This is a genomic window from Prevotella veroralis DSM 19559 = JCM 6290 (assembly GCF_000377625.1).
GTDB lineage: Bacteria > Bacteroidota > Bacteroidia > Bacteroidales > Bacteroidaceae > Prevotella > Prevotella veroralis.
Window position 1 is genome coordinate 30,196 of sequence record NZ_KB898337.1, and the last position, 25,727, is coordinate 55,922.

At 42.2% G+C, this 25,727-nt stretch carries 19 protein-coding genes and 5 tRNA genes; 1 reads left to right on the plus strand and 23 read right to left on the minus strand.

What is annotated here, in order from left to right; genetic code table 11:
• Positions 1-29 precede the first annotated feature (29 nt).
• The 18 genes from rpoC to D464_RS0110685 form a co-directional block, all read right to left on the minus strand.
• Positions 30-4,403, minus strand: coding sequence for a DNA-directed RNA polymerase subunit beta' (gene rpoC / locus D464_RS0110600; protein ID WP_018911365.1), 4,374 nt, complete (start codon positions 4,401-4,403; stop codon positions 30-32).
• Positions 4,404-4,431: 28 nt separating this feature from the next.
• Positions 4,432-8,241 (minus strand): DNA-directed RNA polymerase subunit beta, encoded by a 3,810-nt coding sequence (gene rpoB, locus D464_RS0110605; RefSeq protein WP_018911366.1) that lies wholly within the window; start codon positions 8,239-8,241, stop codon positions 4,432-4,434.
• Between the two features lie 154 nt (positions 8,242-8,395).
• The gene (gene rplL, locus D464_RS0110610) at positions 8,396-8,773 is read right to left on the minus strand and encodes a 50S ribosomal protein L7/L12 (protein WP_004383919.1); all 378 of its coding nucleotides are present in this window, start codon (positions 8,771-8,773) and stop codon (positions 8,396-8,398) included.
• Between the two features lie 62 nt (positions 8,774-8,835).
• On the minus strand, positions 8,836-9,354 hold the full coding sequence (gene rplJ / locus D464_RS0110615) for a 50S ribosomal protein L10 (RefSeq protein WP_009435193.1): 519 nt from the start codon (positions 9,352-9,354) through the stop codon (positions 8,836-8,838).
• 18 nt (positions 9,355-9,372) lie between these two features.
• On the minus strand, positions 9,373-10,065 hold the full coding sequence (rplA, locus tag D464_RS0110620; protein WP_004383921.1) for a 50S ribosomal protein L1: 693 nt from the start codon (positions 10,063-10,065) through the stop codon (positions 9,373-9,375).
• Between the two features lie 20 nt (positions 10,066-10,085).
• Positions 10,086-10,526 (minus strand): 50S ribosomal protein L11, encoded by a 441-nt coding sequence (gene rplK / locus D464_RS0110625; protein WP_004383922.1) that lies wholly within the window; start codon positions 10,524-10,526, stop codon positions 10,086-10,088.
• Positions 10,527-10,583: 57 nt separating this feature from the next.
• On the minus strand, positions 10,584-11,129 hold the full coding sequence (gene nusG, locus D464_RS0110630; protein WP_004383923.1) for a transcription termination/antitermination protein NusG: 546 nt from the start codon (positions 11,127-11,129) through the stop codon (positions 10,584-10,586).
• A gap of 11 nt (positions 11,130-11,140) precedes the next feature.
• A complete protein-coding gene (gene secE, locus D464_RS0110635; protein ID WP_009435163.1) occupies positions 11,141-11,332 on the minus strand; it encodes a preprotein translocase subunit SecE in 192 nt (63 codons plus the stop codon).
• 17 nt (positions 11,333-11,349) lie between these two features.
• A tRNA-Trp gene (locus D464_RS0110640) sits at positions 11,350-11,422 on the minus strand.
• A 55-nt stretch (positions 11,423-11,477) separates the two neighbouring features.
• Positions 11,478-12,674 carry an elongation factor Tu gene (gene tuf, locus D464_RS0110645; protein WP_004383925.1) on the minus strand — a complete coding sequence of 399 codons (1,197 nt, stop codon included), beginning with the start codon at positions 12,672-12,674 and terminating at the stop codon, positions 11,478-11,480.
• A 69-nt stretch (positions 12,675-12,743) separates the two neighbouring features.
• Positions 12,744-12,815 (minus strand) — tRNA-Thr (locus tag D464_RS0110650).
• A gap of 10 nt (positions 12,816-12,825) precedes the next feature.
• Positions 12,826-12,898, minus strand: a tRNA-Gly gene (locus tag D464_RS0110655).
• Positions 12,899-12,912: 14 nt separating this feature from the next.
• Positions 12,913-12,994 (minus strand) — tRNA-Tyr (locus D464_RS0110660).
• Positions 12,995-13,024: 30 nt separating this feature from the next.
• Positions 13,025-13,098, minus strand: a tRNA-Thr gene (locus D464_RS0110665).
• Positions 13,099-13,185: 87 nt separating this feature from the next.
• On the minus strand, positions 13,186-13,485 hold the full coding sequence (gene hpf / locus D464_RS0110670) for a ribosome hibernation-promoting factor, HPF/YfiA family (RefSeq protein WP_024985866.1): 300 nt from the start codon (positions 13,483-13,485) through the stop codon (positions 13,186-13,188).
• Positions 13,486-13,507: 22 nt separating this feature from the next.
• Positions 13,508-14,386, minus strand: coding sequence for a tyrosine recombinase XerC (locus D464_RS0110675; protein ID WP_036908924.1), 879 nt, complete (start codon positions 14,384-14,386; stop codon positions 13,508-13,510).
• Between the two features lie 76 nt (positions 14,387-14,462).
• Positions 14,463-14,654: a 30S ribosomal protein S21 gene (gene rpsU / locus D464_RS0110680; protein ID WP_004383928.1), complete on the minus strand. Its 192-nt coding sequence runs from the start codon at positions 14,652-14,654 to the stop codon at positions 14,463-14,465.
• A 720-nt stretch (positions 14,655-15,374) separates the two neighbouring features.
• Positions 15,375-17,159, minus strand: a complete 1,785-nt coding sequence (locus tag D464_RS0110685; protein WP_018911369.1) for an aminopeptidase P family protein — start codon at positions 17,157-17,159, stop codon at positions 15,375-15,377.
• Between the two features lie 267 nt (positions 17,160-17,426).
• Here D464_RS0110685 and D464_RS0110690 point away from each other — a divergent pair, with 267 nt between their 5' ends.
• Positions 17,427-18,419, plus strand: coding sequence for a malate dehydrogenase (locus D464_RS0110690; RefSeq protein ID WP_004383930.1), 993 nt, complete (start codon positions 17,427-17,429; stop codon positions 18,417-18,419).
• Between the two features lie 117 nt (positions 18,420-18,536).
• Here the strand turns inward: D464_RS0110690 and D464_RS0110695 are convergent, their stop codons facing one another.
• From D464_RS0110695 to gltX, 5 genes are all read right to left on the minus strand, one after another.
• On the minus strand, positions 18,537-19,781 hold the full coding sequence (locus tag D464_RS0110695) for a hypothetical protein (RefSeq protein ID WP_026284688.1): 1,245 nt from the start codon (positions 19,779-19,781) through the stop codon (positions 18,537-18,539).
• Between the two features lie 137 nt (positions 19,782-19,918).
• Positions 19,919-22,093 carry a TonB-dependent receptor gene (locus D464_RS0110700; protein WP_024985865.1) on the minus strand — a complete coding sequence of 725 codons (2,175 nt, stop codon included), beginning with the start codon at positions 22,091-22,093 and terminating at the stop codon, positions 19,919-19,921.
• 417 nt (positions 22,094-22,510) lie between these two features.
• On the minus strand, positions 22,511-23,599 hold the full coding sequence (gene trpS, locus D464_RS0110705; protein ID WP_018911372.1) for a tryptophan--tRNA ligase: 1,089 nt from the start codon (positions 23,597-23,599) through the stop codon (positions 22,511-22,513).
• A gap of 47 nt (positions 23,600-23,646) precedes the next feature.
• A complete protein-coding gene (locus tag D464_RS0110710) occupies positions 23,647-24,138 on the minus strand; it encodes a hypothetical protein (protein ID WP_018911373.1) in 492 nt (163 codons plus the stop codon).
• Positions 24,139-24,155: 17 nt separating this feature from the next.
• A complete protein-coding gene (gene gltX, locus D464_RS0110715) occupies positions 24,156-25,673 on the minus strand; it encodes a glutamate--tRNA ligase (RefSeq protein WP_018911374.1) in 1,518 nt (505 codons plus the stop codon).
• Between the last annotated feature and the right edge of the window lie 54 nt (positions 25,674-25,727).

Below are 25,727 nucleotides of genomic sequence, written 5' to 3' on the forward strand. Positions count from 1 at the left end.
TCTTATATTGATGTAATGAATGTTCTGATTTAATCCTGCGTAGCTTCTGCTACTTCCTGATTAGCATAATCAATAACATTCTTCTTATTCGCTTCCATACGCTCGTGCTCTTCTTGAGAACCTACGATAATCTTCTGCCACTGGCGAAGACCAGTACCGGCAGGGATGAGGTGACCGCAAATTACGTTCTCCTTCATTCCCTCAAGTCTATCGCTCTTACCACGAATAGCAGCTTCGTTGAGAACCTTTGTGGTTTCCTGGAACGATGCAGCACTCATGAAGCTCTTTGTACCAAGGGCAGCACGCGTGATACCCTGTAGGATCTGAGTTGCCGTTGCTTGTACAGCATCACGAACCTGTACAACCTTGAGGTCGCGACGCTTCAAGCTTGAGTTCTCATCGCGTAACTTGCGTACAGATAGAATCTGACCTTTATAACAGTTCTCTGAGTCGCCCGGATCGGTAACAACCTTCTTACCCCAGATACGATCATTCTCTTCCGTAAAGTCGAGCTTATCAACCAATTCCTGCTCCAAGAATGTTGTATCTCCTGGGTCATCAATACGTACCTTACGCATCATCTGACGAACGATAATCTCAAAGTGCTTGTCATTGATCTTCACACCTTGAAGACGGTAAACATCCTGTACCTCATTTACAATATACTCCTGAACGGCTGTTGGTCCCATGATAGAAAGGATATCAGCTGGAGTGATAATACCATCTGACAATGGGGTACCAGCACGAACAGCATCATGCTCCTGTACCAGAATTTGCTTTGACAAGCTAACAAGATACTTGCGCTGCTCACCTGTCTTAGATGTTACGATGATCTCGCGATTACCACGCTTTACCTTACCCATTGTAACCTCACCATCGATTTCAGATACAACGGCTGGGTTAGATGGATTACGAGCCTCGAAGAGCTCAGTAACACGTGGAAGACCACCCGTAATATCACCGGCACCGCCAACAGAGCGTGGAATCTTAACGAGTGTCATACCCGTCTTGATTTCTGCACCGTCTTGGAGGATTTGCTCCAAGTGACCACCTACAGGGAGGTTATAAGTTCCGAGGATATCATTAGGTGAGTATTGTCCATCGGCACCTTTCTCTGCTCCGACCTTAACAACATCTACAGTTGGTACCTTTGCTTTATCACGTGAGTCTGTGATAATGCGCTCCGTCAAACCTGTTGCATCATCGGTCTCTGCCTTATAGGTTACACCTTCAACAACATCGTGTAGGCGAAGCACACCAGCATACTCACTAACGATAACAGCATTGAATGGATCCCACTTACAAATTAAATCGCCTTTCTGTACCTTATCGCCTGCCTTGAAGTAGAGAGAACTACCATAAGGAACGTTTTCAGTAAGTAATACGATACCTGTATTAGGATCAACAAAGCGGATTTCAGCCAATCGACTGACTACCATTTGGCACTCCTTGTCGTCATCATCAACGAATGGTACGGTACGAAGCTCGTCAAACTCGATCTTAGCTTCATTCTTAGCCGTGATAGTTGCGTTAGCTGCAGCGTTACCAGCGACACCACCGGCGTGGAACGTACGAAGTGTAAGCTGCGTACCAGGCTCACCAATAGCTTGGGCGGCAATAACACCGACAGCCTCACCCATCTGTACCATACGAGCGGTAGCGAGGTTACGACCGTAACACTTCTTACATACACCCTTCTTGCTCTCACAAGTAAGTACTGAGCGAATCTCAACCATCTCAATAGGAGAATCCTCGATAGCCTGTGCCTTTGCCTCAGTAATTTCTTCACCAGCTGCAACGATGATTTCACCAGTTGTTGGATTGATAACATCGTGAACTGACACACGACCTAAGATGCGTTCATATAGAGTTGCAATCGTCTCATCGCCACTCTTCAAGGCGCGACACTCAAGACCGCGGAGTGAACCACAATCCTCCTCACTAATGATAACATCATGAGAAACGTCAACAAGACGACGTGTCAAGTATCCAGCATCGGCTGTCTTCATAGCAGTATCAGCCAAACCCTTACGAGCACCGTGAGAAGCAATAAAGTACTCCAACACTGACATACCCTCCTTAAAGTTAGAGATGATAGGGTTCTCAATAATCTGTGCACCTTCAGCACCAGCCTTCTGCGGCTTAGCCATAAGACCACGCATACCAGCAAGCTGAGCAATCTGGTCAGAAGAACCACGGGCACCAGAGTCAAGCATCATATATACAGCGTTGAATCCCTGGTCGGCCTCAGTCATGTGCTTCATTACACTTGCCTTAAGGTTGTTGTTAACGTGCGTCCAGGCATCAATCACCTGGTTGTAACGCTCCTTATCTGTGATGAAACCCATTTCGTAGTTAGCCTTCACTTGATCCACCTCATCTTGACCCTTACCGACAATATCTGTCTTCTCTTCTGGAACGATGATATCGTCCAAGTTGAAAGATAGACCTGCTACGTATGCCATGTGATAACCGAGGTTCTTGATACCATCAAGGAACTCACAAGCACGTGCCATACCAACAGCTTTAATAACATCAGCAATAAGACCACGGAGGGACTTCTTTGAGATAATACCATTGAAGAAACCTATCTCGGTTGGGATAATCTGGTTGACGATAACACGACCAACAGAGGTTTCAACCATTCGCTTCTGTATCTTACCGTCTACAAGGTCGTCAACAACAACCTTTACTTGAGCATGAAGGTCGCACTTCTTCTCATTGTAAGCAATGATAGCCTCTTCCGAACCATAGAATGATAGACCTTCACCCTTAGCACCCGGACGAATCTTAGTAATATAGTAGAGACCAAGCACCATATCCTGTGAAGGAACGGTGATAGGTGCACCATTTGCAGGGTTAAGGATATTGTGGCTCTGAAGCATCAAAATCTGTGTCTCTAAGACTGCCTCATTACTCAATGGGAGGTGGACTGCCATCTGGTCACCATCGAAGTCGGCATTGAACGCTGTACATGCCAATGGGTGCAACTGAATAGCCTTACCCTCTATGAGCTTAGGCTGGAATGCCTGAATACCCAAACGGTGAAGTGTCGGCGCACGGTTCAACATGACAGGGTGTCCCTTCATCACATTCTCGAGGATATCCCAGATTACTGGCTCACGACGATCTACTATCTTCTTAGCACTCTTTACAGTCTTCACAATACCGCGCTCAATGAGCTTACGAATGATGAATGGTTTGTAAAGCTCTGCTGCCATCAACTTAGGAAGACCACACTCACCCATCTTCAACTCAGGACCAACAACGATTACGGAACGCGCAGAATAGTCGACACGCTTACCGAGGAGGTTCTGACGGAAACGTCCTTGCTTACCCTTCAATGAGTCAGAAAGTGACTTCAAAGGACGATTGCTCTCACTCTTTACAGCAGAAGACTTACGGCTGTTGTCGAAGAGAGAGTCAACAGCTTCCTGGAGCATACGCTTCTCGTTACGAAGAATTACCTCAGGAGCCTTAATCTCCATCAATCGCTTCAAACGATTGTTACGAATGATAACACGACGATAAAGATCGTTGAGGTCGGAAGTAGCGAAACGACCACCATCCAATGGTACCAATGGACGAAGTTCTGGTGGAGTAACAGGAATAATCTTCATGATCATCCACTCTGGCTTATTCACACCTATTGACTGACGGAAGCCTTCTACAACCTGCAAACGCTTCAATGCTTCTGTCTTACGCTGCTGACTTGAGTCGGTTGTGGCACGATCACGTAATTCGCCAGCAAGACGATCAAGATCAATACCAGTAAGTAAGTCATAGACTGCCTCTGCACCCATCTTAGCAATAAACTTACTTGGATCAGAATCATCTAGACGTTCATTACCCTCTGGGAGTTTGTTATCGAGGATATCAAGATATTCATCTTCAGAAAGAAGGTCGAACTTATGAGAACCATTCAAGTCCTCATCCGTATCGGCATTCTTCATACCCTCTACGACACCCGGCTGGATGACAACATACTTCTCATAGTAAATAACAGCATCTAACTTCTTGGTTGGCATACCGAGGAGGTAACCAATCTTGTTAGGAAGACTACGGAAATACCAAATATGAGCAACTGGGACAACTAACTCAATATGACCAGCACGCTCACGACGAACCTTCTTCTCTGTTACCTCAACACCACAACGATCACAAACAATACCCTTATAACGGATACGCTTGTACTTACCACAAGCACACTCATAATCCTTTGTAGGACCAAAGATACGCTCGCAGAATAGACCATCACGTTCTGGTTTATAGGTACGATAGTTAATGGTCTCTGGCTTGGTTACCTCACCAAAAGAATTTTCAAGGATTTCTTCAGGTGAAGCCAGTCCGATAGTAATCTTGCTGAAATTACTCTTTACTTTATTATCTTTCTTAAAAGCCATGTTTTACTTCTATTATGGGGTGTACGTATTAATCAAGTTTGATGCTTAGTCCGAGACCACGCAATTCGTGTAACAACACGTTAAGTGACTCTGGTATACCTGGTGTTGGCATTGGTTCGCCCTTAACGATAGCCTCATAAGCCTTAGAACGACCGACAACATCATCAGACTTGATTGTCAAAATCTCCTGAAGAACATGAGATGCACCGAAAGCCTCAATAGCCCAAACCTCCATCTCTCCGAAACGCTGACCACCAAATTGTGCTTTACCACCAAGTGGTTGTTGGGTAATCAGTGAGTACGGACCGATACTACGAGCGTGCATCTTATCCTCTACCATGTGACCGAGCTTCAAGAAGTAAGTGATACCAACAGTTGCTGGTTGATCAAACTTCTCACCGGTCTCACCATCATAGATATATGTAGAGCAAAGGTTAGGTAAGCCAGCCTTATCTGTCCACTCCTTCAAGTCTGAAAGTTTAGCACCATCAAAAATTGGAGTAGCGAACTTAACACCTAACTTACGACCTGCTGCACCAAGGATGGCCTCGAATATCTGACCAAGGTTCATACGAGATGGCACACCCATTGGGTTCAATACCAAGTCTACAGGACGACCATCCTCAAGGAATGGCATATCCTCGGTACGTACAACCTTAGAAACAATACCCTTGTTACCGTGACGACCAGCAAGTTTATCACCAACTTGAATCTTACGTTTCTTTGCTATGTAAACCTTAGCCATCTGAAGTACACCTGATGGGAGCTCATCGCCAATGGTAATAGCAAACTTCTTACGCTTCAATTCAGCATCCATCTGCTTATACTTGCGGATGAAGTTCATAATTAACTTCTGGATCAAGAGGTTGGTATGTTCGTCATCTGTCCAACCATTCGATTGGATTCCCTCATAATCAAGGTTCTTCAGAGCAGCAGCTGTAAACTTACTACCCTTTGTGATGATTTCTGCATCAGAATAATCTTTAACCCCCTCTGATATCTTATCTTCCGTCAACTCAAGTAACTTATCAACCAAAAGGTCTTTCAAGTCATTTACCTTTGCCTCTTGCTCTTCATCAATCTTAGCAAGAGTTACCTTATCTTGACGCTTACTCTCACGCGTCTTAATAGCACGTGCAAAGAGTTTCTTATCGATAACGACACCACTCAATGAAGGGTTAGCCTTCAGGGAAGAATCCTTCACATCGCCAGCCTTATCACCAAAGATAGCACGAAGGAGCTTCTCTTCAGGAGAAGGATCGCTCTCACCCTTAGGTGAAATCTTACCAATCATAATATCGCCTGGTTCTACACGAGCACCAACACGAATAATACCATTATCATCAAGATCCTTTGTTGCTTCTTCACTTACGTTAGGGATATCTGACGTAAACTCTTCTACACCACGCTTCGTCTCACGTACCTCAAGAGAATACTCATCAACATGTACAGAAGTCAATACGTCTTCACGTACCATACGCTCAGAGATAACGACAGCATCCTCATAGTTATAACCCTTCCAAGGCATGTAAGCAACAAGGAGGTTACGACCTAAGGCTAACTCGCCATTCTCTGTAGCATATCCTTCGGTAAGAATATCACCTTTCTTTACACGCTGTCCCTTATCACAAATAGGACGGAGGTCTACTACCATATTCTGGTTAGTACGACGGAACTTTGGAATGCGATATTCTTTTAATGCTGGTTCGAAACTTACGAACTCTTCATCTTCTGTACGATCGTAAAGGATACGGATAGTTGTTGCATCAACATATTCGATTACACCTTCACCTTCAGCCATAATCATCGTACGTGAATCCTCACATACCTGTTTCTCAAGACCTGTACCAACAATCGGAGCATCGTTATGAAGCAATGGAACAGCCTGACGCATCATGTTACATCCCATCAACGCACGGTGACCATCATCGTGCTCCAAGAAAGGAATAAGACCAGCAGACACAGAGGCAATCTGTTGTGGAGAGACATCTATCAAGTCAACAGAGTCTGGACTAACAACAGGATAATCTGCATCCTGACGACACTTTACGGTGTCACGAACGAATGTACCATCATCATTCAATGGTGCATTACCCTGTCCGATAATCTTGTCTTCTTCTTCTTCTGCTGTCAAGAATACAACATCCTTGTTATCCATATCAACCTTAGAGTCATGTACACGACGATAAGGTGTCACGATGAAACCAAGATCATTAATCTTAGCATACATACAAAGAGAAGATATCAAACCAATGTTAGGTCCTTCAGGAGACTCAATTGGACAAAGACGACCATAGTGAGTATAGTGAACGTCACGAACCTCAAAACCTGCACGCTCTCGGGAAAGTCCACCAGGACCTAACGCAGAAAGACGACGCTTATGTGTTACCTCTGCCAATGGGTTAGTCTGATCCATAAACTGGCTCAGAGGATTAGTACCAAAGAAAGAATTTATAACACTTGAAATTGTCTTCGCATTGATCAAATCAGTTGGCTGGAACACTTCACTATCACGAACATTCATACGTTCACGGATAGTACGGTTCATACGTGCAAGACCAATTGAGAATTGATTAGCCAATTGCTCACCGATGGTACGTACACGACGATTTGACAAGTGGTCAATATCATCAACGGTTGCATTTGAGTTGACTAGACTGATGAGATATTTGATAATCTCAACGATATCGTCTTTTGTCAACACGCGTGTGTCCATATCCGTATTCAGATTCAACTTCTTGTTGATACGATAGCGACCAACTTCACCGAGGTCATAACGCTTATCAGAGAAGAACAGATTTTGGAAAACTTCACGTGCACTTGCATCATCTGCTGCATCAGCGTTACGAAGCTGACGATAGATATAATTTACAGCTTCTATCTCTGAGTGACTAGGATCCTTTGCAAGTGTGTTGAAAATGATAGAATACTTATTTGCAGCATCCTCATCCTTATGAAGCAAGATTGTTGACACAGAACTATCAAGAATCTCATCAACGTTCTCCTCTGTAATGATTGTCTCACGTTCAACAACGACCTTATTACGTTCGATAGATACAACTTCACCTGTATCCTCATCTACGAAGTCTTCAGTCCACGTCTTCATAACGTTACCAGCAATCTTACGACCAATAGCAGCCTTCATATTCTTCTTATTAACCTTAATCTCCTCACAAAGATCAAAGATCTGAAGAATGTCACGATCAGACTCATAACCTATAGCACGTAACATCGTAGTTACAGGTAACTTCTTCTTACGATCAATATAAGCATACATGACATTGTTAATGTCTGTTGCAAATTCTATCCAAGAACCTTTAAATGGGATGATACGCGCACTATATAAGACCGTACCATTCGCATGAACACCCTGACCAAAGAATACACCTGGAGAACGATGTAACTGAGAAACAACGACACGCTCAGCACCATTGATAACAAAAGTACCATTGCTAGTCATGTATGGAATTGTACCCAAGAATACATCCTGAATAAATGTACCAAAATCCTCATGATCTGGATCTGTACAATACAGCTTCATCTTAGCCTTTAAAGGTACGCTATAGGTTAAGCCACGCTCAAGACATTCTTCAATAGTATATCTTGGTGGGTCAACATAGTAATCCAGGAACTCAAGGACGAAATTATTACGCGTGTCTGTAATAGGGAAGTTCTCTGCGAACACCTTATACAAACCGTCATTCTTGCGTTCCTCAGGCGGAGTGTCCAGCTGCAAGAAGTCACGGAAAGACTTCAATTGCACATCGAGGAAATCCGGATATGGATATGGATTTTTAACGCTGGCGAAATTTACTCTGGGTTTATTATCTAATGCCATAAACTGAAATTAAATATTCGAATATTTAAAGTCCACGACGGACTAAAAGCGTGATTAAATATCTCACGGATGTGCCAAAAGACACAAAAAGGTTAGGACTCACCTACTTGGTAAATCCTAACCAAATTATATTAAATATAAGAATGAAGTAAAATTACTTCAATTCTACCTTAGCACCTTCAGCCTCGATAGTCTTCTTCAAGTTCTCAGCTTCAGCCTTAGCCATACCCTCCTTCAAAGTAGAAGGAGCACCATCAACGAGATCTTTAGCTTCCTTCAAACCGAGACCACAAGCCTCCTTAACAGCCTTAACTACCTTAAGCTTATTAGCACCAGCTTCAACGAGAACTACGTCAAACTCTGACTTTTCCTCAGCACCACCAGCTGCACCACCAGCAGCAGGACCAGCAACAGCAACAGCTGCAGCTGCAGGCTCAATACCATACTCGTCCTTGAGGACAGTTGCCAACTCATTTACTTCCTTAACAGTAAGGTTTACTAACTCTTCTGCAATAGCTTTTACGTCTGCCATTTTATTCTAACTTTTTAATTTTTTGTTCTAAAAATAATATATCTTTGACTTTATTAGATTTCTTACTCAGCACGCTCACCTAAAGTCTTAAGTACACCATGAATAGTGCCAGCGCCTGACTGGAGAGCAGAAACAACGTTCTTGGCAGGAGATTGTAGCAATGCAACAACATCAGCAATAACTTCGTTCTTACTCTTGAGAGCTGCAAGTTCTTCGAGCTTATCTGCACCAATAAATAGAGTTTCCTCTACATAAGCTGCCTTTAGAGCAGGAATAGCTTCTTTCTTATACTCTTTCAACAGTTTAGCTGGTACATTTGCAGTATGAGCAAACATAACTGCAGTATTACCTTTCAAAGAACCATACAGTGGTTCAAAATCTACATCTGAAGCTTCAAAAGCCTTGTGAAGAAGAGTATTCTTCACTACGACCATATTGATCTCGCTCTTAAAGCACTTACGGCGAAGTGAACTTGTAGCCTCAGCGTTCAAACCAGTTACATCAACTAGATAGAAATGAGGGAAGTTCTTCAACTTCTCACCGAGTTCAGCGATAATTGTATCTTTTACTTCTTTCTTCATTGTACAAAACTTTTAGAGTTATTCAGCTGATTTAGGATCAATCTTGACACCCTTACTCATTGTGCTAGAAATAAAGATACTCTTGATATATGTACCTTTAGCAGCAGCAGGCTTCAGCTTGATAACGGTAGAGATAAACTCTTTCGCATTACCATAAATCTGCTCAGCAGTCATACTAACCTTGCCAATTGATGTGTGGATAATACCAGCCTTATCAACCTTAAAGTCAATCTTACCCTGCTTTACTTCCTTCACTGCCTTAGCAACATCCATTGTCACAGTACCACTCTTTGGGTTTGGCATCAATCCACGAGGACCAAGTACACGACCTAAAGGACCTAACTTACCCATGCATGATGGCATAGTGATGATGACATCAACATCAGTCCATCCACCCTTTATCTTCTCAACATATTCGTCGAGACCAACGTAATCAGCACCAGCTTCCTTAGCGGCAGCTTCCTGATCAGGAGTACAGAGACAGAGAACACGTGTCACCTTACCTGTACCATTTGGTAATGACACAACGCCACGAACCATTTGGTTAGCTTTACGTGGGTCAACACCAAGGCGAACATCAACATCTACAGAAGCATCAAACTTAGTTGTAGTAATTTCCTTAACCAACTTAGCTGCTTCAGCTAATGTGTATGCTTTCCCTGCTTCAACCTTCTCAGCGACTGATTTCTGATTTTTTGTCAGTTTACTCATTTTTACTTTTGAAGTTTAAATTATTTACCAGGGAAGTCCCCTTTTACAGTGATACCCATACTACGAGCAGTACCAGCAATCAGTTTCATCGCACTTTCTACTGTGAAGCAGTTAAGATCAGGCATCTTATCTTCTGCAATCGCCTTTATCTGCTCCCAAGTTACGGATGCAACCTTCTTGCGGTTTGGCTCACCAGATCCGCCTTTTACTTTAGCAGCCTCCATAAGCTGTACAGCAGCAGGAGGAGTCTTGATAATAAAGCTAAAAGACTTATCGTTGTAGTAAGTAATTACGACTGGAAGAACTTTACCAGCCTTGTCCTGGGTACGGGCGTTGAACTCCTTGCAGAATCCCATAATATTGATACCCTTAGAACCCAATGCAGGACCTACAGGGGGGGATGGATTTGCAGCGCCACCTTTAATCTGTAATTTGATTAATCCAGCTACTTCTTTAGCCATTTTCTTGTTAATATTAAAAATTAAACTATAAAAGACAAAATAGTATCCGTAACAATACTACTCTTCTTTTGCGACTTGCATAAAACTTAACTCCAATGGGTTTTGGCGACCAAAGATCATAACCATTACTTTCAACTTATGCTTCTCAGCATTCATCTCCTCGATGACACCATGGAAACCACTGAAAGGACCATCAGTAACCTTAACAGTCTCACCAACCTCATACGGAACATCCTGAACTTCATCAAGTTCTGTTTCTTCCACGTTACCAAGTAAACGATTAATATCTGCTTGGCGAACTGGAGAAGGCTCAGACATACCTCCGAGGAACCCCAATACATTAGGCATGAAACGTAACGTAGAAGCTACGTCTGGAGTCATGTTGGCTTGAACAAGCACGTAGCCAGGAAGACTTAGTTTCTCTTTGACAACGCGTTTGCCATTACGCAAAGTTGCGTGTTTCTCCATTGGCAATAAAACCTCGAAAACACGCTCAGCAAGCTTATCGTTCTGTCGTAGTTGAGCATCGATATATTCTTTTACCTTTGCCTCTTTACCACTGACAGCCCGAAGAACATACCATTTCTTTTCTGTATCAGCCATTTTCTAATGAATTAACTCGGATATACAAAATCCATCACATGTTGGAAAACAAAATCCATAGCAAACACTACCAATGCAATGACAAGGGAAGCAGATAAAACAACCATTGCACTATGTGTAAGCTGAGCACGCGATGGCCATGTAGTCTTATGCGCAAGTTCGTCGTAGCAAGCCTTGCAATAATTAACTATCTTCTTAAACATAAAATCTTCTCTTTTCGCACGGGTTGAAGGGCTCGAACCCTCGACACCTGGTTTTGGAGACCAGTGCTCTACCAACTGAGCTAAACCCGTAAATAAATTCCCGAGCCCGAAGACTCGGGAACTATTTATGATGTAAATCTACGACTTACTTAATATCATCGAGGATTGCTGTAATCTGACCAGAACCTACTGTACGACCACCCTCACGGATAGCAAAACGAAGACCCTCGTTCAAAGCAACCTTGTAGATCAACTCTACTTCGATTTCAACGTTATCACCAGGCATTACCATCTCAACACCCTCTGGCAACTTGATTTCACCAGTACAATCCATTGTACGGAGGTAGAACTGTGGACGATACTTGTTACCGAATGGTGTGTGACGACCACCCTCTTCTTTCTTCAATACATAGATAGATGCCTTGAAGTGATCGTGAGGAGTAATAGCTCCTGGGTGTACAACAACCATACCACGCTTAACTTCAGCCTTATCAATACCACGGAGAAGAAGACCTACGTTATCACCAGCCTGACCTTGTGCGAGGTTCTTACGGAACATCTCAACACCAGTGATTACAGACTTCTTGTCCTCACCAAGACCGAGCAACTGAACCTCATCGCCTACCTTACATACACCAGTCTCAATACGACCAGTAGCAACAGTACCACGACCTGTGATAGAGAATACATCCTCAACAGGCATCAAGAAAGGCTTATCAACCTCACGCTCTGGCTCTTGAATCCAAGTATCAACAGTGTCCATGAGCTGCATTACAGAGTCAACCCACTTCTCTACACCGTTCAAAGCACCAAGTGCAGAACCACGGATAATTGGAGTATCCTCTTCATAACCATACTGCTCAAGGATTTCGCGAACCTCCATTTCAACGAGGTCAAGCATCTCCTCGTCGTCAACCATATCACACTTATTCAAGAAAACAACCAAACGAGGTACGTTTACCTGACGAGCGAGCAATACGTGCTCACGAGTCTGTGGCATAGGACCATCAGTAGCAGCTACAACCAAGATAGCACCATCCATCTGTGCAGCACCAGTAACCATGTTCTTTACATAGTCAGCGTGACCTGGACAGTCTACGTGTGCATAGTGACGTTTAGCTGTTTCGTACTCAATATGAGCAGAGTTAATGGTGATACCACGCTCTTTCTCTTCAGGAGCATTATCAATCTGATCGAAAGACTTAACATCCTCAGAACCAAAGCCCTTCTCATGAAGAACCTTTGAGATTGCTGCAGTAAGAGTGGTCTTACCGTGGTCAACGTGACCAATAGTACCAATGTTTACATGCGGTTTGGTACGCACGAATTCTTCTTTAGCCATAGCTTTTCTTATTTAATATTAAATGAATAATCTGCGTTTTTGTTATACTCACTTAGAAAAATATAGTAGAGCTGTAACTGAGAGTTGAACTCAGGACCTCTTCCTTACCAAGGAAGTGCTCTACCACTGAGCTATTACAGCAAAACCATAGAGCGGAAAACGGGGCTCAAACCCGCGACCCCCAGCTTGGAAGGCTAGTGCTCTATCAACTGAGCTATTTCCGCAAATAACATTTGAGTGGGTAGTGATGGATTCGAACCACCGAAGCTAGAAGCAGCAGATTTACAGTCTGCCCCATTTGGCCACTCTGGAAACTACCCTTATATCAAATGCTTTCTCTTTTCAAGAAGAGCCTCTTGTCGGATTCGAACCAACGACCCCGAGATTACAAATCACGTGCTCTGGCCAACTGAGCTAAAGAGGCATACTTTGCAGCCAAAGGCTACTTGTAGTAAAACGGCTGCAAAGGTAATAATTTATTTTCAATCTCCAAAACTTTTAGAAGATATTTTCAACGTTTTCTTTGCTTTTCCTTGAACTTGGTAAGCTGAACCTTCATTGCATCTACACACTCATCAACTCCTTCTTCAAAAGTATCGAATGTCTTCTCTACAAAAAGCGTTGTACCTGGCACAACGACTGATATACTTGTAGTTTTATTTAATGCAGTAGCAGGTTTCTCTACCTTTAATTGCACCTCAACTTTCTGAATGTCTTCGTAAGACTTTTCTAATTTCTCGACCTTCTTAGTGATAAAGGCTTGTAACTTCTCGGTAGTGTCAAAGTGAATTGACTGAATCTTAATTTCCATAGGTACCTCCATTTTTAAAAGGTTACGCCCTTGGATGGGCATTATTATAGACTTTCTTTAACTGCTCAAAGGTTGTATGAGTATATATCTCTGTTGTTGATAAACTCTCATGCCCAAGCAGTTTTTTTACACTTTCCAACCCTGCATCATGATTGAGCATTGCTGTAGCAAACGTATGGCGGAGCACATGTGGAGAACGTTTCTTCAGTGTTGACACCTTAGAAAGGTTTATTTTTACCATCCGCCTCACCTGTCCATCTGTCACCCTTTTTCCTTTCTCCGTTCGGAAGAAAGCAACGGATTCGCTCTCTGTCTCTATATCTCGTTGCTGCTGATAGGCAGTGAGCGTTTTTAATAATTCGTCTCCAAAGGGTATGATGCGTTGTTTGTCTCTCTTTCCCGTGACTTTTATTTCACAGTTAATATAGTCAACATCCTTGTCATTCAGACCTATTAACTCAGAAATACGAACTCCTGTTTCATAGAAAGTTACAATAATTGTACGTGCAAGTACATCTTTATAACTATCTGTCCACATTCTCTCATCTAAAAGTTGGTCCATTTCTGACTCCTTGAGGAATTGTGGAAGAGGTCTCTTTCTCTTTGGTCCTTGAATCCCATGAACGGGATCTTTCACAACAAGATTACGTCGGAGAGCATAGCGATAAAATGACCTTAGCGCACTAAGCCTTCTATTGACAGAAGAGGCTGCATTGCCTTTATCCATCATATATTCCATCCAACGCCTGACAATATCGGAATCTACAGACTCCCAAGAGAGCTGCTGATCAAGTCCTTGAAAAAATCGTTCAAACTCTTTTAAGTCGTCCCGATAATGCTTTACAGTTGCTGGAGAATAATTTCTCTCTAACTTCAAGTAATCCAAGAACAAATCTTTCATCGGCACATTGTCAAATCATTTATTGGCAACGAATTTACGGAATTAATTCTAAACTACCAAATTCCTTAAGAAGATTTTACTCTTCTGCGTTACGAAGCTGCTGTACATAAACGGCATGCTCCATCTTCAAGCGCTTCTTTACAGAAGGTTTGTCAAACTGCTGACGAGCACGTAGCTCTTTTACAACACCTGTTTTTTCAAACTTTCTCTTGAACTTCTTAAGAGCGCGCTCAATGTTCTCGCCGTCCTTTACTGGTACAATAATCATGCTTTTTGTTTTTATTAATTTAATTGTTATACATGTACAAAAGGGCTATAACACCACTTTAGTGGCTGCAAAGTTACACTTTATTCTCCTAACTTCCAAACATTTGTAGACTTTCTTAGTACATTTGTCTTTGGGTATAATCACCAAATCTACTTATTCATTATTGATTTTCAACTATAGAAACCCAAAACTCTAACAAGTTTCCCTGCCCTTTTAAGAACTTTACCAGCCTATTATCTTACAGGAAAGCCTGTATTGAAGAAATAATAAAACAACTCTTTAGGTTCATATAAAACACTAATTTACTTTTCATTTTAGTTGCTGTCACTTTTAATATTTTACATAACCAACTATTTATCAGTAAATTATACACACAAAGAGAATGACAGGAATGACAGGAAAATAATTTTCGTTATTATAACCAGACAAACATATATCATCATAAACAAAGGGAATGGAAAGGCTACGAGAAACTATTCAGTGCATAACGAGACTCTGACTTATTAGTGACAGACAAGAGTCTATACTTCAAGAGACGCCCTTCTTGATATAAAAAGGGCGTCTCTTGCACTCAAAGGAAGGCTCTTGTCAAACATTATTTATAACGACCTCACACGCAGCAGAACTATACTATACCTGTTAAAAGCCATTGACGATCCTTATAAGCTCTCGAGAACTACACTTTAAGAATGTATAATATGAAGTTATTTTTTATAACTTTTAGATAGAACGAGTTGCCTCTTCTAACCATTTTCGCTCATGTCCTGCCAAATATGGAGACAGACTCTCAAAGACACGACGATGATAGTTATTAATCCACAGACGCTCTTCCTCCGTCAACAGGTCTAACACTATGGGCGTTGTATCAATGGGGGCAAGAGTAAGTGTCTCGAACTTCAAGAAATCACCAAAGTCTGTTGTCTCTGCTGGAACAATAAGTAAAGTATTCTCTATGCGCACACCGAACTTCCCTTCAAGATAGAGTCCTGGTTCGTTTGTAACGGTCATACCAGCTTGTAAAGGAGCCGGTCTCCATTCCATACGAATCTGATGTGGTCCCTCATGAACATTCAAGTAACTTCCAACCCCATGTCCTGTACCATGGAGATAATTGTAACCTTCACGCCACATGGGTTCTCGTGCAATGGCGTCAATCTGTGAACCGCATGCACCAGAGGGGAACCGACACAAGTCAAGTTGGATATGCCCCTTGAGAACTAACGTATAGACTCGGCGTTGCTCGTCCGTCAGTTCTCCCAAAGCAATGGTTCTTGTGATGTCGGTTGTACCATCTTCATATTGCGCCCCACTATCAATAAGGACAAAGCCATGGGATTCTATAGGTATATCCGTCTCTGGAGTTGCCTCATAATGCACAATTGCTCCATGCGCTTCATAGCCTACAATCGTATCAAATGATATTCCTTTAAAGTGTTGCTGTTCGGCGCGAAGAGCCTCCAAGCGGTCTGCTAATGTTATTTCAGTTTGTCCACCAGCCTCAACAGCACCTTTAATCCATGCTAAAAACTTAACCATCGCAACACCATCGCGCAACATGACTGCACGGAAACCATCTTGCTCCACCTTATTCTTTATGGCTTTCATCATCGGAATTGGAGATGTCCCCACATGTATTTTATCACTATCTACGGCTGTTGACAAGGTATAATTAGTAGAATGGACATCTATCAAAAGTGACTTTCCTGTATATTTCTTCAATCCATTCTCTACTGATTCGTATTCTTCCACATCAATATTCTCTGTAGAAAGATACTCACTGACATCCTCCGACAACTTTTCTCTATTAATATATAAGGTGGCATTATTAGAGGAAATCAGAAGATAAGACACAAACACGGGATTACAATGAACATCACTTCCACGCAGATTCAACACCCAAGCAATCTCATCCAAAGCGGTAACTAAGAGTCCGTCTGCACCTTGTTTAACTAAACTTTCACGTATTCGACACAGTTTACTCTCTGTCGTCTCACCAGCATACTTCAATGGATGAAGACATACTTTATTATTAGGAATGACAGGTCGGTCAGTCCATAGTACATCCATCGGATCATCTGTACAACGCACCAACATGTTCCCTTTTGTCGCCAAACTTTGTTTCAAATCAGCAACATCAGCATACGTATTGACACTTCCATCTACTCCTACGATGGGGTTTTCGTATTCCGCCAACTCACTTGCTAACCATTCACTAATTGAAGGTGTACCCGCCATACGCTCTTTCATCAACTGATATTCACTCCCCGCAAGTTCCTTTGCAGCTGCAATGAAATAACGAGAATCCGTCCATAAGGCAGCATGCTGTAATGTGACAACTGCCGTCCCTGCTGATCCGCTGAAACCTGATATCCATTCGCGAGTCTTCCAATGATCGGCTACATATTCACTATTATGTGGGTCACTACTGGGGAAAATGAAAGCAGTAAGCGCATTCTCCTTCATCCATCTACGAAGTGCAACAAGGCGTTCATTGATTGTTTGCATAATATTTATAGGGTTAGAGGTTAAAAAACAATCATAGAAAAGACTATCTCTTCCGTTTCGACCGCTAAGTTAATCAATAATTCCAAAACATACAAATCAAGAATAAAAAGAAATATCTATAAATGCAAAACCTATCTTACAAAGGCTTACTATTTTATAATTAATAACACAAATAATTATTCCTTTTTCTTCTCACATACTCTTTTTTTATTAACTTTGCGGTATCGAACAAAAGGGAAAATATACTTTTAAAATAAAATATTTATTATGAATTACTTAACAAACGAGAAACTTGTTATCGTCGGTGCAGGCGGTATGATTGGTTCAAACATGGTTCAGACCGCTCTTACACTCGGTCTTACTCCTAACATCTGTCTATATGATATCTATGAGCCAGGCGTTCATGGTGTATTCGATGAGATGGAGCAGTGTGCTTTCCCTGGTGCTAACCTTTCTTACACCGTTGACCCTGCAGAGGCTTTCACTGGTGCTAAGTACATCATCTCTTCTGGTGGTGCTCCTCGTAAAGAGGGTATGACACGTGAGGACTTGTTGAAGGGTAACTGCAAAATCGCAGCTGACTTCGGTGAGAACATCAAGAAGTACTGCCCAGACGTAAAGCACGTTGTTGTTATCTTCAATCCTGCTGACGTTACTGCATTGACAGCTCTTATCCACTCTGGTTTGAAGCCAAATCAGTTGACATCACTCGCTGCCCTCGATTCTACTCGTCTACAGCAGGCTTTGGCTCATGAGTTCGGTGTACAGCAGGATAAGGTTACTGGTGCACACACATACGGTGGTCACGGTGAGCAGATGGCTGTATTTGCTTCTCAGGTTAAGGTTGATGGCAAGCCATTGTCAGAGATGGGTCTTTCTGCAGAGCGTTGGGAAGAGATTAAGCATCACACCGTACAGGGCGGTTCAAACATCATCAAGCTTCGTGGCCGTAGCTCATTCCAAAGCCCAGCTTACAACGCTGTTAAGATGATTGAGGCTGCTATGGGTGGGGAGAAGTTCACCTTGCCTGCAGGTTGCTACGTTAACGATGAGAAGCTCGGCTTCAAGAACGTTATGATGGCTATGCCTACAACTATCGACGCTACTGGTGTTCACTACACTGAGCCAACAGGTACTCCAGAGGAGATGGCTTCTCTTCAGGCTTCTTACGAGCACCTCTGCAAGATGCGTGAGGAAATCATTAGCCTCGACATCGTACCAGCTGTTGCTGAATGGAAGAAAGACAATGCGAATTTGTAAGCAAGTTGACGAGTTGACAAATGAAACATGTTGACGAGTAAAAGTAACTATTATAAATAGTAAATGATAAAAGGCAACCAATATCTATTGGTTGCCTTTCTTTTTATCTATATCTTACTACTTCTCAAAACTATGGAAGAAGCTCGGGTTGCCCTTTACATTTATAATAGGACCAGCGACTTCCTTTGTATCTGGATTATATGTATAGAAACCAGTAGCTTTCTTGTTGGCACTACCAAAAACTATCAAGTTCTTGTGCTTTGCGACAGCAATACCTTGAGGATTGGAAACCTCCATACCTTTTATAACCGCCACAGTTTTCTGCTTCAGGTCAATGACAACCGGAACATTGGTAAGACTAACATAAGGTTTCTTCAGTCCGTTAGGATCAAGACCAAAAGAGTTAGCATAGGCATAAGCCTGTCCATCGCCACCGTAGAGTATCGTTGCCAAGAACTCTGCATGCTTGGTCGCCAGACCGGCAACTTCTGTCTTGTCAAGGCGGATACAGTAATTAGGATCGATATCCGTCGAACCGTTCTTTATACGCACAATACCACCGTTGAGTCCTGGAATGAAACCAAACGAACCGATACAATTGATGTAAATATCTTTATTCTCATCCATAAAGATAGAGCCCGGATCAATTGGACGTGTAGCAAAACACATTCCCAAAGACTGATTAACGATGTGTTTCTCCACCTTATCCGTCTTCACATCAATCATAGCAAACTCTATGTTGTTACGTGTTGGCATATATTGTGCGTTCATTTGATTCAATCCAACAAAGAGTTTCCCATCACGAATAATCATCGCAGCTGGTGCAACTTTTGTATCTGACTGTTTCAGATTATTGAGGTCGATATCAGTAATCTTTGTCATGGTTGTAGGGTTGAATGCCATCACTATACCAAGACCTTGCAGGCTAACATACGCTTTTTCCTTACTTACCTCAACAATATTACATGCTGATGCACCCGCGGGAATAGCCAATGCACCCTCTTTCTTCCATGTGCCATCTCCCAAAATTCGATAACGACTAACCTCCGCCTTCGTATTTCCCATATAATCAGGGAAGGTATAAATATTGCCCGACTCTGTTACAATTGGCGTAGAACCAAAACCGCAAGGAATACCGTTCTTATTGTCGTATGTTCCTGGTAAGAAACTTGGCAATGCTTGCAAATAAACATTACCACTATTACCATCAGGATTGGTGATACCCGTTGCAAAGACAACACCGTGGAACTCCTTTTCACCTGGAGTAGGCTTAGGAGCTGGCATTGGGTCATCATTACTGCTACACGCACTAAACAAAGCTGCTAAGACAACAGCAGAAAGAATTGATTTAAGCTTTTTCATTGTTTCATTATTTATTGTAGAAATATTATATAAACCATGCCTTTAAGAGGTATTAAGCAATAACTAAAAAACTGACGAGCTTTTTCTTGTATGTTCGAGAGCTTCAGAAAACTTACCCCTCCAGGCTTTCTATTATTTTATTTGAATAGATATCTAACCTTAAGCCCTATGTATCTGCCGGGTAAGGGGCGATTAAATTCAGATACAACACGCCGATCTGTTAAGTTCTTCACCTTGAACGTCAATGTCCATTGGTCATTCTTAAAGCTATGTTCAATGGCTGCATCCATTGTCAAAGCAGATGGAATCTTCTTATCTTGATATCTACTTACCTCGAAATCATAGAAATACTTATGCACGTATGAGGCATCAAAGAGCAGGCGTGTGTTCTGTTCTTTACCACCAAAGAGGTTCTCTTTATGAAGTTCAGCACCAAAGTTTGCCAATAGATAAGGTACGTTTGGAATACGCTTGTTATACGTTGGGTTCTCAACCGCTGTACCTGGTGTTAGCTTTCGCACGTCACGAAGATCTTGATAGGTTGCATTGGCATAAAGATAAAGTAGTGGACAAACATCTCCTTTTGCATCAAGTTCTATTCCTCTCGTACGCACACTACCGAAGTTACGATAACGTGCCATGGTAGGAATCATATCTGGGGTAAACCTTATCATATCTTTTAATTGATTATAAAAAACATTCAATTCTATCTCAACCAACCCACCTCTTTGCTGCAAATGACGATAGAGCATACCCACATTCACACCAGAAGTACGCTCTGGCTTCAATGCAGGTGATGCCAAAATAGAATATCCGTTACCAATGAGTTCTTCACTGGTTGGAATTCTAACCTCTGAATTGAACGAGGCTTTCAACATCAAGTCATTCGTAAACTTATAGCGCATTGCATCACTGAAACCTACGTATGACTTGGACACCTTGACGGGTTCTGGAGAGCTCACAGAATATACGTCAATACTACGGGAGCGTGAAGAGAAAAGGAAGTTCTTGAATGTAAAAGCATTTTGGAATTTCCCATTAAAGAGCGTCAAATCGTATGACCAACCTATGGTAAGCGTCTTCATCTTACTTGGGAAGTTTGAGCGGAACCCCAAGGCTTTATCCATTAGGGAATCAGAAGGATGTAATGAGTTTTGATCAAAATAGATATTCAAATTGAGTCCATGGTGCTCATCAATGGTATAGCCCATATTTAACTTTGAAGTCAACTCATTAGATCGATTCCTTCCATCAGATGGAAAGTTATTCTGCTCACCACCAAACGGAGAGACTGGAGGCAACTTGTTCCCATCCCAATCATAACGATTCATAGCCTTATCACGCAATCCATACTTGCCAATAACGTACCCTATTTCAAAATCGAAGTCGAGTCCGTCTACAAAAAAGTTCTTACGTTTCAGCGTCAAAGCCGTTACTCCACTGATAGAATGGTTATACGCCTCACGCACATCAAGGTCTATACCTTGTATCTCTTGCCGTGTCTTGAGGAAGATAAGCTCCCACTTCATCTCATCAAACCACCATTTAGTAGCTTTGAGGGACATGCCAGCCATGATCTTATTGAACTGGTCGTGATCTCTCTTCACCTCTCTTCCATCAAGGTTAGCCAATTTCATCTTGTAATCGTTCTTTGCAAATGAAAAAGCACCGCCTATTCCAAACTGCAATCCACTCTTACGATCAGTCCGCTTAAACACCGTTGAGACTTGATGTGTATTGAAAGAACCCACTTCATAGGTAAAGTCAAAATAGACAGGAGGGTATTCCTTGGTCACAACATTCACTGCTCCGCCCAATGCCGAGCCACCGAATTTGTAAGGGACAATACCTTTGTAGACTTCTATACGCTCTATCATATTCGTCGGAATATCATTCAATGCAACGAAGTTACTCAATTGAGACATCGGTGTTTCATCAACATACATACCCATGCGCTTGCCTTCCAAGCCTCGAAGTGATATACGTGAAGCACTGCCCAAACCACCAGTATTACGAATCGTAACACCAACCGTACGAGCAAGAACATCATTGATATTAGATGCTGTACCCTGTAATTGTCGCTGTCCAATGACAGATACAGGCATTGCTGACTCCTTCAACTTTCGAATTTCACTGCGTGCTGTCACAGTAACTTCTTTCATCTCTAAGGTTGTATCACGCTTAACAACGTCCTGCGCATAGCATGTAAGCAGGCTAAGGCTCGAAAGCAATATTAAACAAAATGCTTTCTTATACAACAAATAAACATTAGAAGCTACTTCTCCTATAGGTTTCCTTCTCCGTCTCTCCATGTGGATTATAGATTAAGGACTTATTGGTAACGTTGATTTAAGTCCTTACTGTTAAACTAAAATGTAATCAAAATAACGTTGCAAAGATAGAGAATAACAAAATATAAGACAATACCTAAAAGTAAGTAAATAGGTTGACAAAGGGACAGTTAAACAAGTTGACAAGCTGAATGATAGAATATCTCAAAATAAAGAGAGGCTTACCTTCATTTCAAAAGAGCATCCCTTCAATATGAGAAAAGCCTTTCTTCATATCAAGGAAACGCCTTATTCAAATAGAGGTAGCAGTCTACTCATATACTATAAACTAAATTTCTGTTACATAAAAAGGAACGTATTAAAGGATAAACACACCTTTAATACGTTCCTTTCTTTAATTATATTGCTCTCGAAAGAGAACTATATCTTTCTTATTCTTTACTTCTTCCTGAACTTCTCTGCCTGACTCTGAATCAAAGCTGTGTCTTCGAAGTAATTGATCTGCATAGCTGCACGAACTTCATCCATCGTCTTTGCAGCTACCTCACGAGCCTCAACGGATCCCTTTCTCAAGATGTTATAAATCTCTGGAATATCTTGCTCGTATTCATGGCGACGAGCACGAATGGGGTCAAGTATCTTATTGAGCACATTATTCAAGAGCTTCTTACACTTCATATCACCGATGCCACCAGCTGTATAAGCAGCTTTCAGTTCGTCAAGGTTATGGAACTCTGGCCAGAACTCCGCAAAATCTTCATCGGTTGAGAAAGCATCAAGGTAGGTAAACACAGCGTTACCCTCAACATGACCGGGGTCGGAGACATTCAAGTGAGTTGGGTCGGTGTACATTGTCTTCACCTTCTTCCATACAGTATCAGCATCATCTGACAGGTAGATACAATTACCCAAGCTCTTACTCATCTTCTCTTTTCCATCCGTTCCAGGCAAGCGACGAGCCGTTGCATTCTCTGGTAACATGATGTTTGGTTCGACTAATACGGGTGTATAAAGCTGATTGAAACGACGTACAATCTCGCGTGTCACCTCAATCATTGGCTCTTGATCTTCACCCGCAGGAACGGTAGTTGCCTTGAAAGCTGCTATATCGGCTGCCTGTGAAACAGGGTACGCAAAGAAGCCCATTGGGATGTTTGCTTCAAAGTTACGCATCTTGATTTCAGTCTTCACAGTAGGGTTACGCTGCACACGACTTACACTGATAAGATTCATAAAGAACATTGTCAATTCTGCCAATTCTGGTATCTGACTCTGAATATAGAGCGTACATTTCTCTGGACTAAGCCCTGCAGAAAGATAATCCAAAGCCACTTCAATGATGTTCTGGCGAATCTTCTCTGGGTTATCAGCATTATCCGTCAAGGCTTGCACATCAGCCATGAATACAAACATTCTATCATAGTCACCTTGGTTTTGTAGCTCCACACGACGGCGAAGTGAACCCACATAGTGACCAAGATGCAACTTACCTGTTGGGCGGTCACCAGTCAATATAATCTTTCCCATGTATCTTTTATTTGTATTTACGTTATTAATAGAGGCGCTGCAAAGCGTTATTGTCGATGTTCCTCTTCGACAGCTGCAGTATCAGCTTGCTGTTTCTCTTCCTTTGGCGCAGGGGTTGCTTCTTCCTCTGGCTCCTCTGGTTCTGGTGCTGTGACAACTGTATCAACAACAGGAGGAGCAGTGTTCTGGACTGGCGCTTCATAAGGAATCGTATCGACAGACAGGCTATCCGATGCAACTGCCGCTGGTGGTGTTGGACGGAAAGCGACATAAGCACCAAATCCTATTGCTAATACAACTAAACCAATCAAGATACCCCATAAGATGGCATGATTGTTCTTCGTGTTTGTATGAGCCGGTTGTGGAACTTGTGCATTAACTTGATTCTGTGGTTGATACTGCTGTCCTGCACTAATAAGAGGTAATGTTACCTCCATCGTTCCATGACAATGAGGGCACTGACATTCGATTGTCTGCCCCTCATTAGCTTCCACTATAAATTGTGTACCACAATTATCACATGTTATCTGATACTTCATCTATTCGATTTCTATCATTAACCAAGTACTTCTATAGCCTTGCGCATACGTTTCAAGGTTTCCGCTTTGCCAAGGAAAGCAGAAATATCAAACATGCCAGGTCCCTTACCAATGCCAACCAATGTTAATCGGAAAGCATTCATTATATCGCCAAGTTTATAGCCTTTATCCTCTACCCATTTCATAACGACAGGTTCCTGACCTTCGATAGAGAAGTCGTCTATACCTTCAAGCACCTCTGCCAATTCAGTCATCTGCTGTGCTGAATATTCCTTCCAACGCTTCTTAACCGTCTTCTCATCGTAACTTGTTGGAGCAATAAAGAAGAAAGAACAAAGTTCCCAAAGCTCTTTCACGAAACTAACACGATCCTTCATCATGTGAACAACCTGTCTTACTTGTTCCATACTAGCTTCAACACCATTATTAGCAACGATAGGTGCAAAGAGTTCTGCTATCTCGTCATCACTCTTACGGAGGATGTACTCATGATTGAACCATATACCCTTTTGATAATCAAATTTAGCTCCGCTCTTTGAACATTTCGTTATATCGAATGCTTTTACTAACTCATCAAGAGAGAAGAGTTCCTGTTCGGTTCCTGGATTCCAACCTAACAATGCTAAGAAGTTTACCACTGCCTCTGGGAAATATCCACTCTCACGATAACCCGAGCTAACCTCTCCTGTCTTAGGATCATGCCACTCTAATGGGAACACGGGGAAGCCTAAACGATCACCATCACGCTTGCTTAACTTTCCCTTTCCTTCTGGTTTCAATAACAATGGAAGGTGTGCGAAACGTGGCATACTATCCTCCCAACCAAAGGCACGATAGAGCAATACATGCAAAGGAGCACTTGGCAACCACTCTTCACCACGGATCACATGAGAGATTTCCATTAAGTGGTCATCAACGATGTTAGCAAGGTGGTAAGTAGGCAACTCGTCTGCACTCTTATACAAGACCTTATCATCAAGGATATCACTCTTAATGCAGACATCGCCACGAATCATATCACTGACATGAACCTCCTCACCAGGCTCTATCTTAAAGCGAACAACATACTGTTGACCATCGTCTATCAAGCTATCAACCTCTTCTTTCGGCATGGTCAAAGAGTTACGCATCTGAAGACGAGTATGTGCATCGTATTGGAAGTTCTGAATCTCCTTGCGCTTAGCATCTAACTCCTCAGGAGTATCAAAGGCAATGTATGCTTTACCAGCCTCTAACAACTGATTAACATACTTCTTATAGATATCACGACGCTCACTCTGTCGATAAGGACCATGCTCACCTCCAAAGCTAACGCCCTCATCAAACTCTATTCCTAACCATTTAAACGAATCAAGGATATATTCTTCAGCCCCTGGAACAAAGCGATTAGAGTCTGTATCCTCTATACGGAAGATGAGTTTACCGCCATGCTGACGTGCGAAAAGATAATTATACAATGCTGTACGTACACCACCAATATGCAATGCGCCCGTTGGACTAGGTGCAAAACGTACTCTTACATTTCTCTCTGCCATTGTCTTAAATATTATTTTTCCTGCAAAATTAATGCTTTTTTTTGAGTATACGCC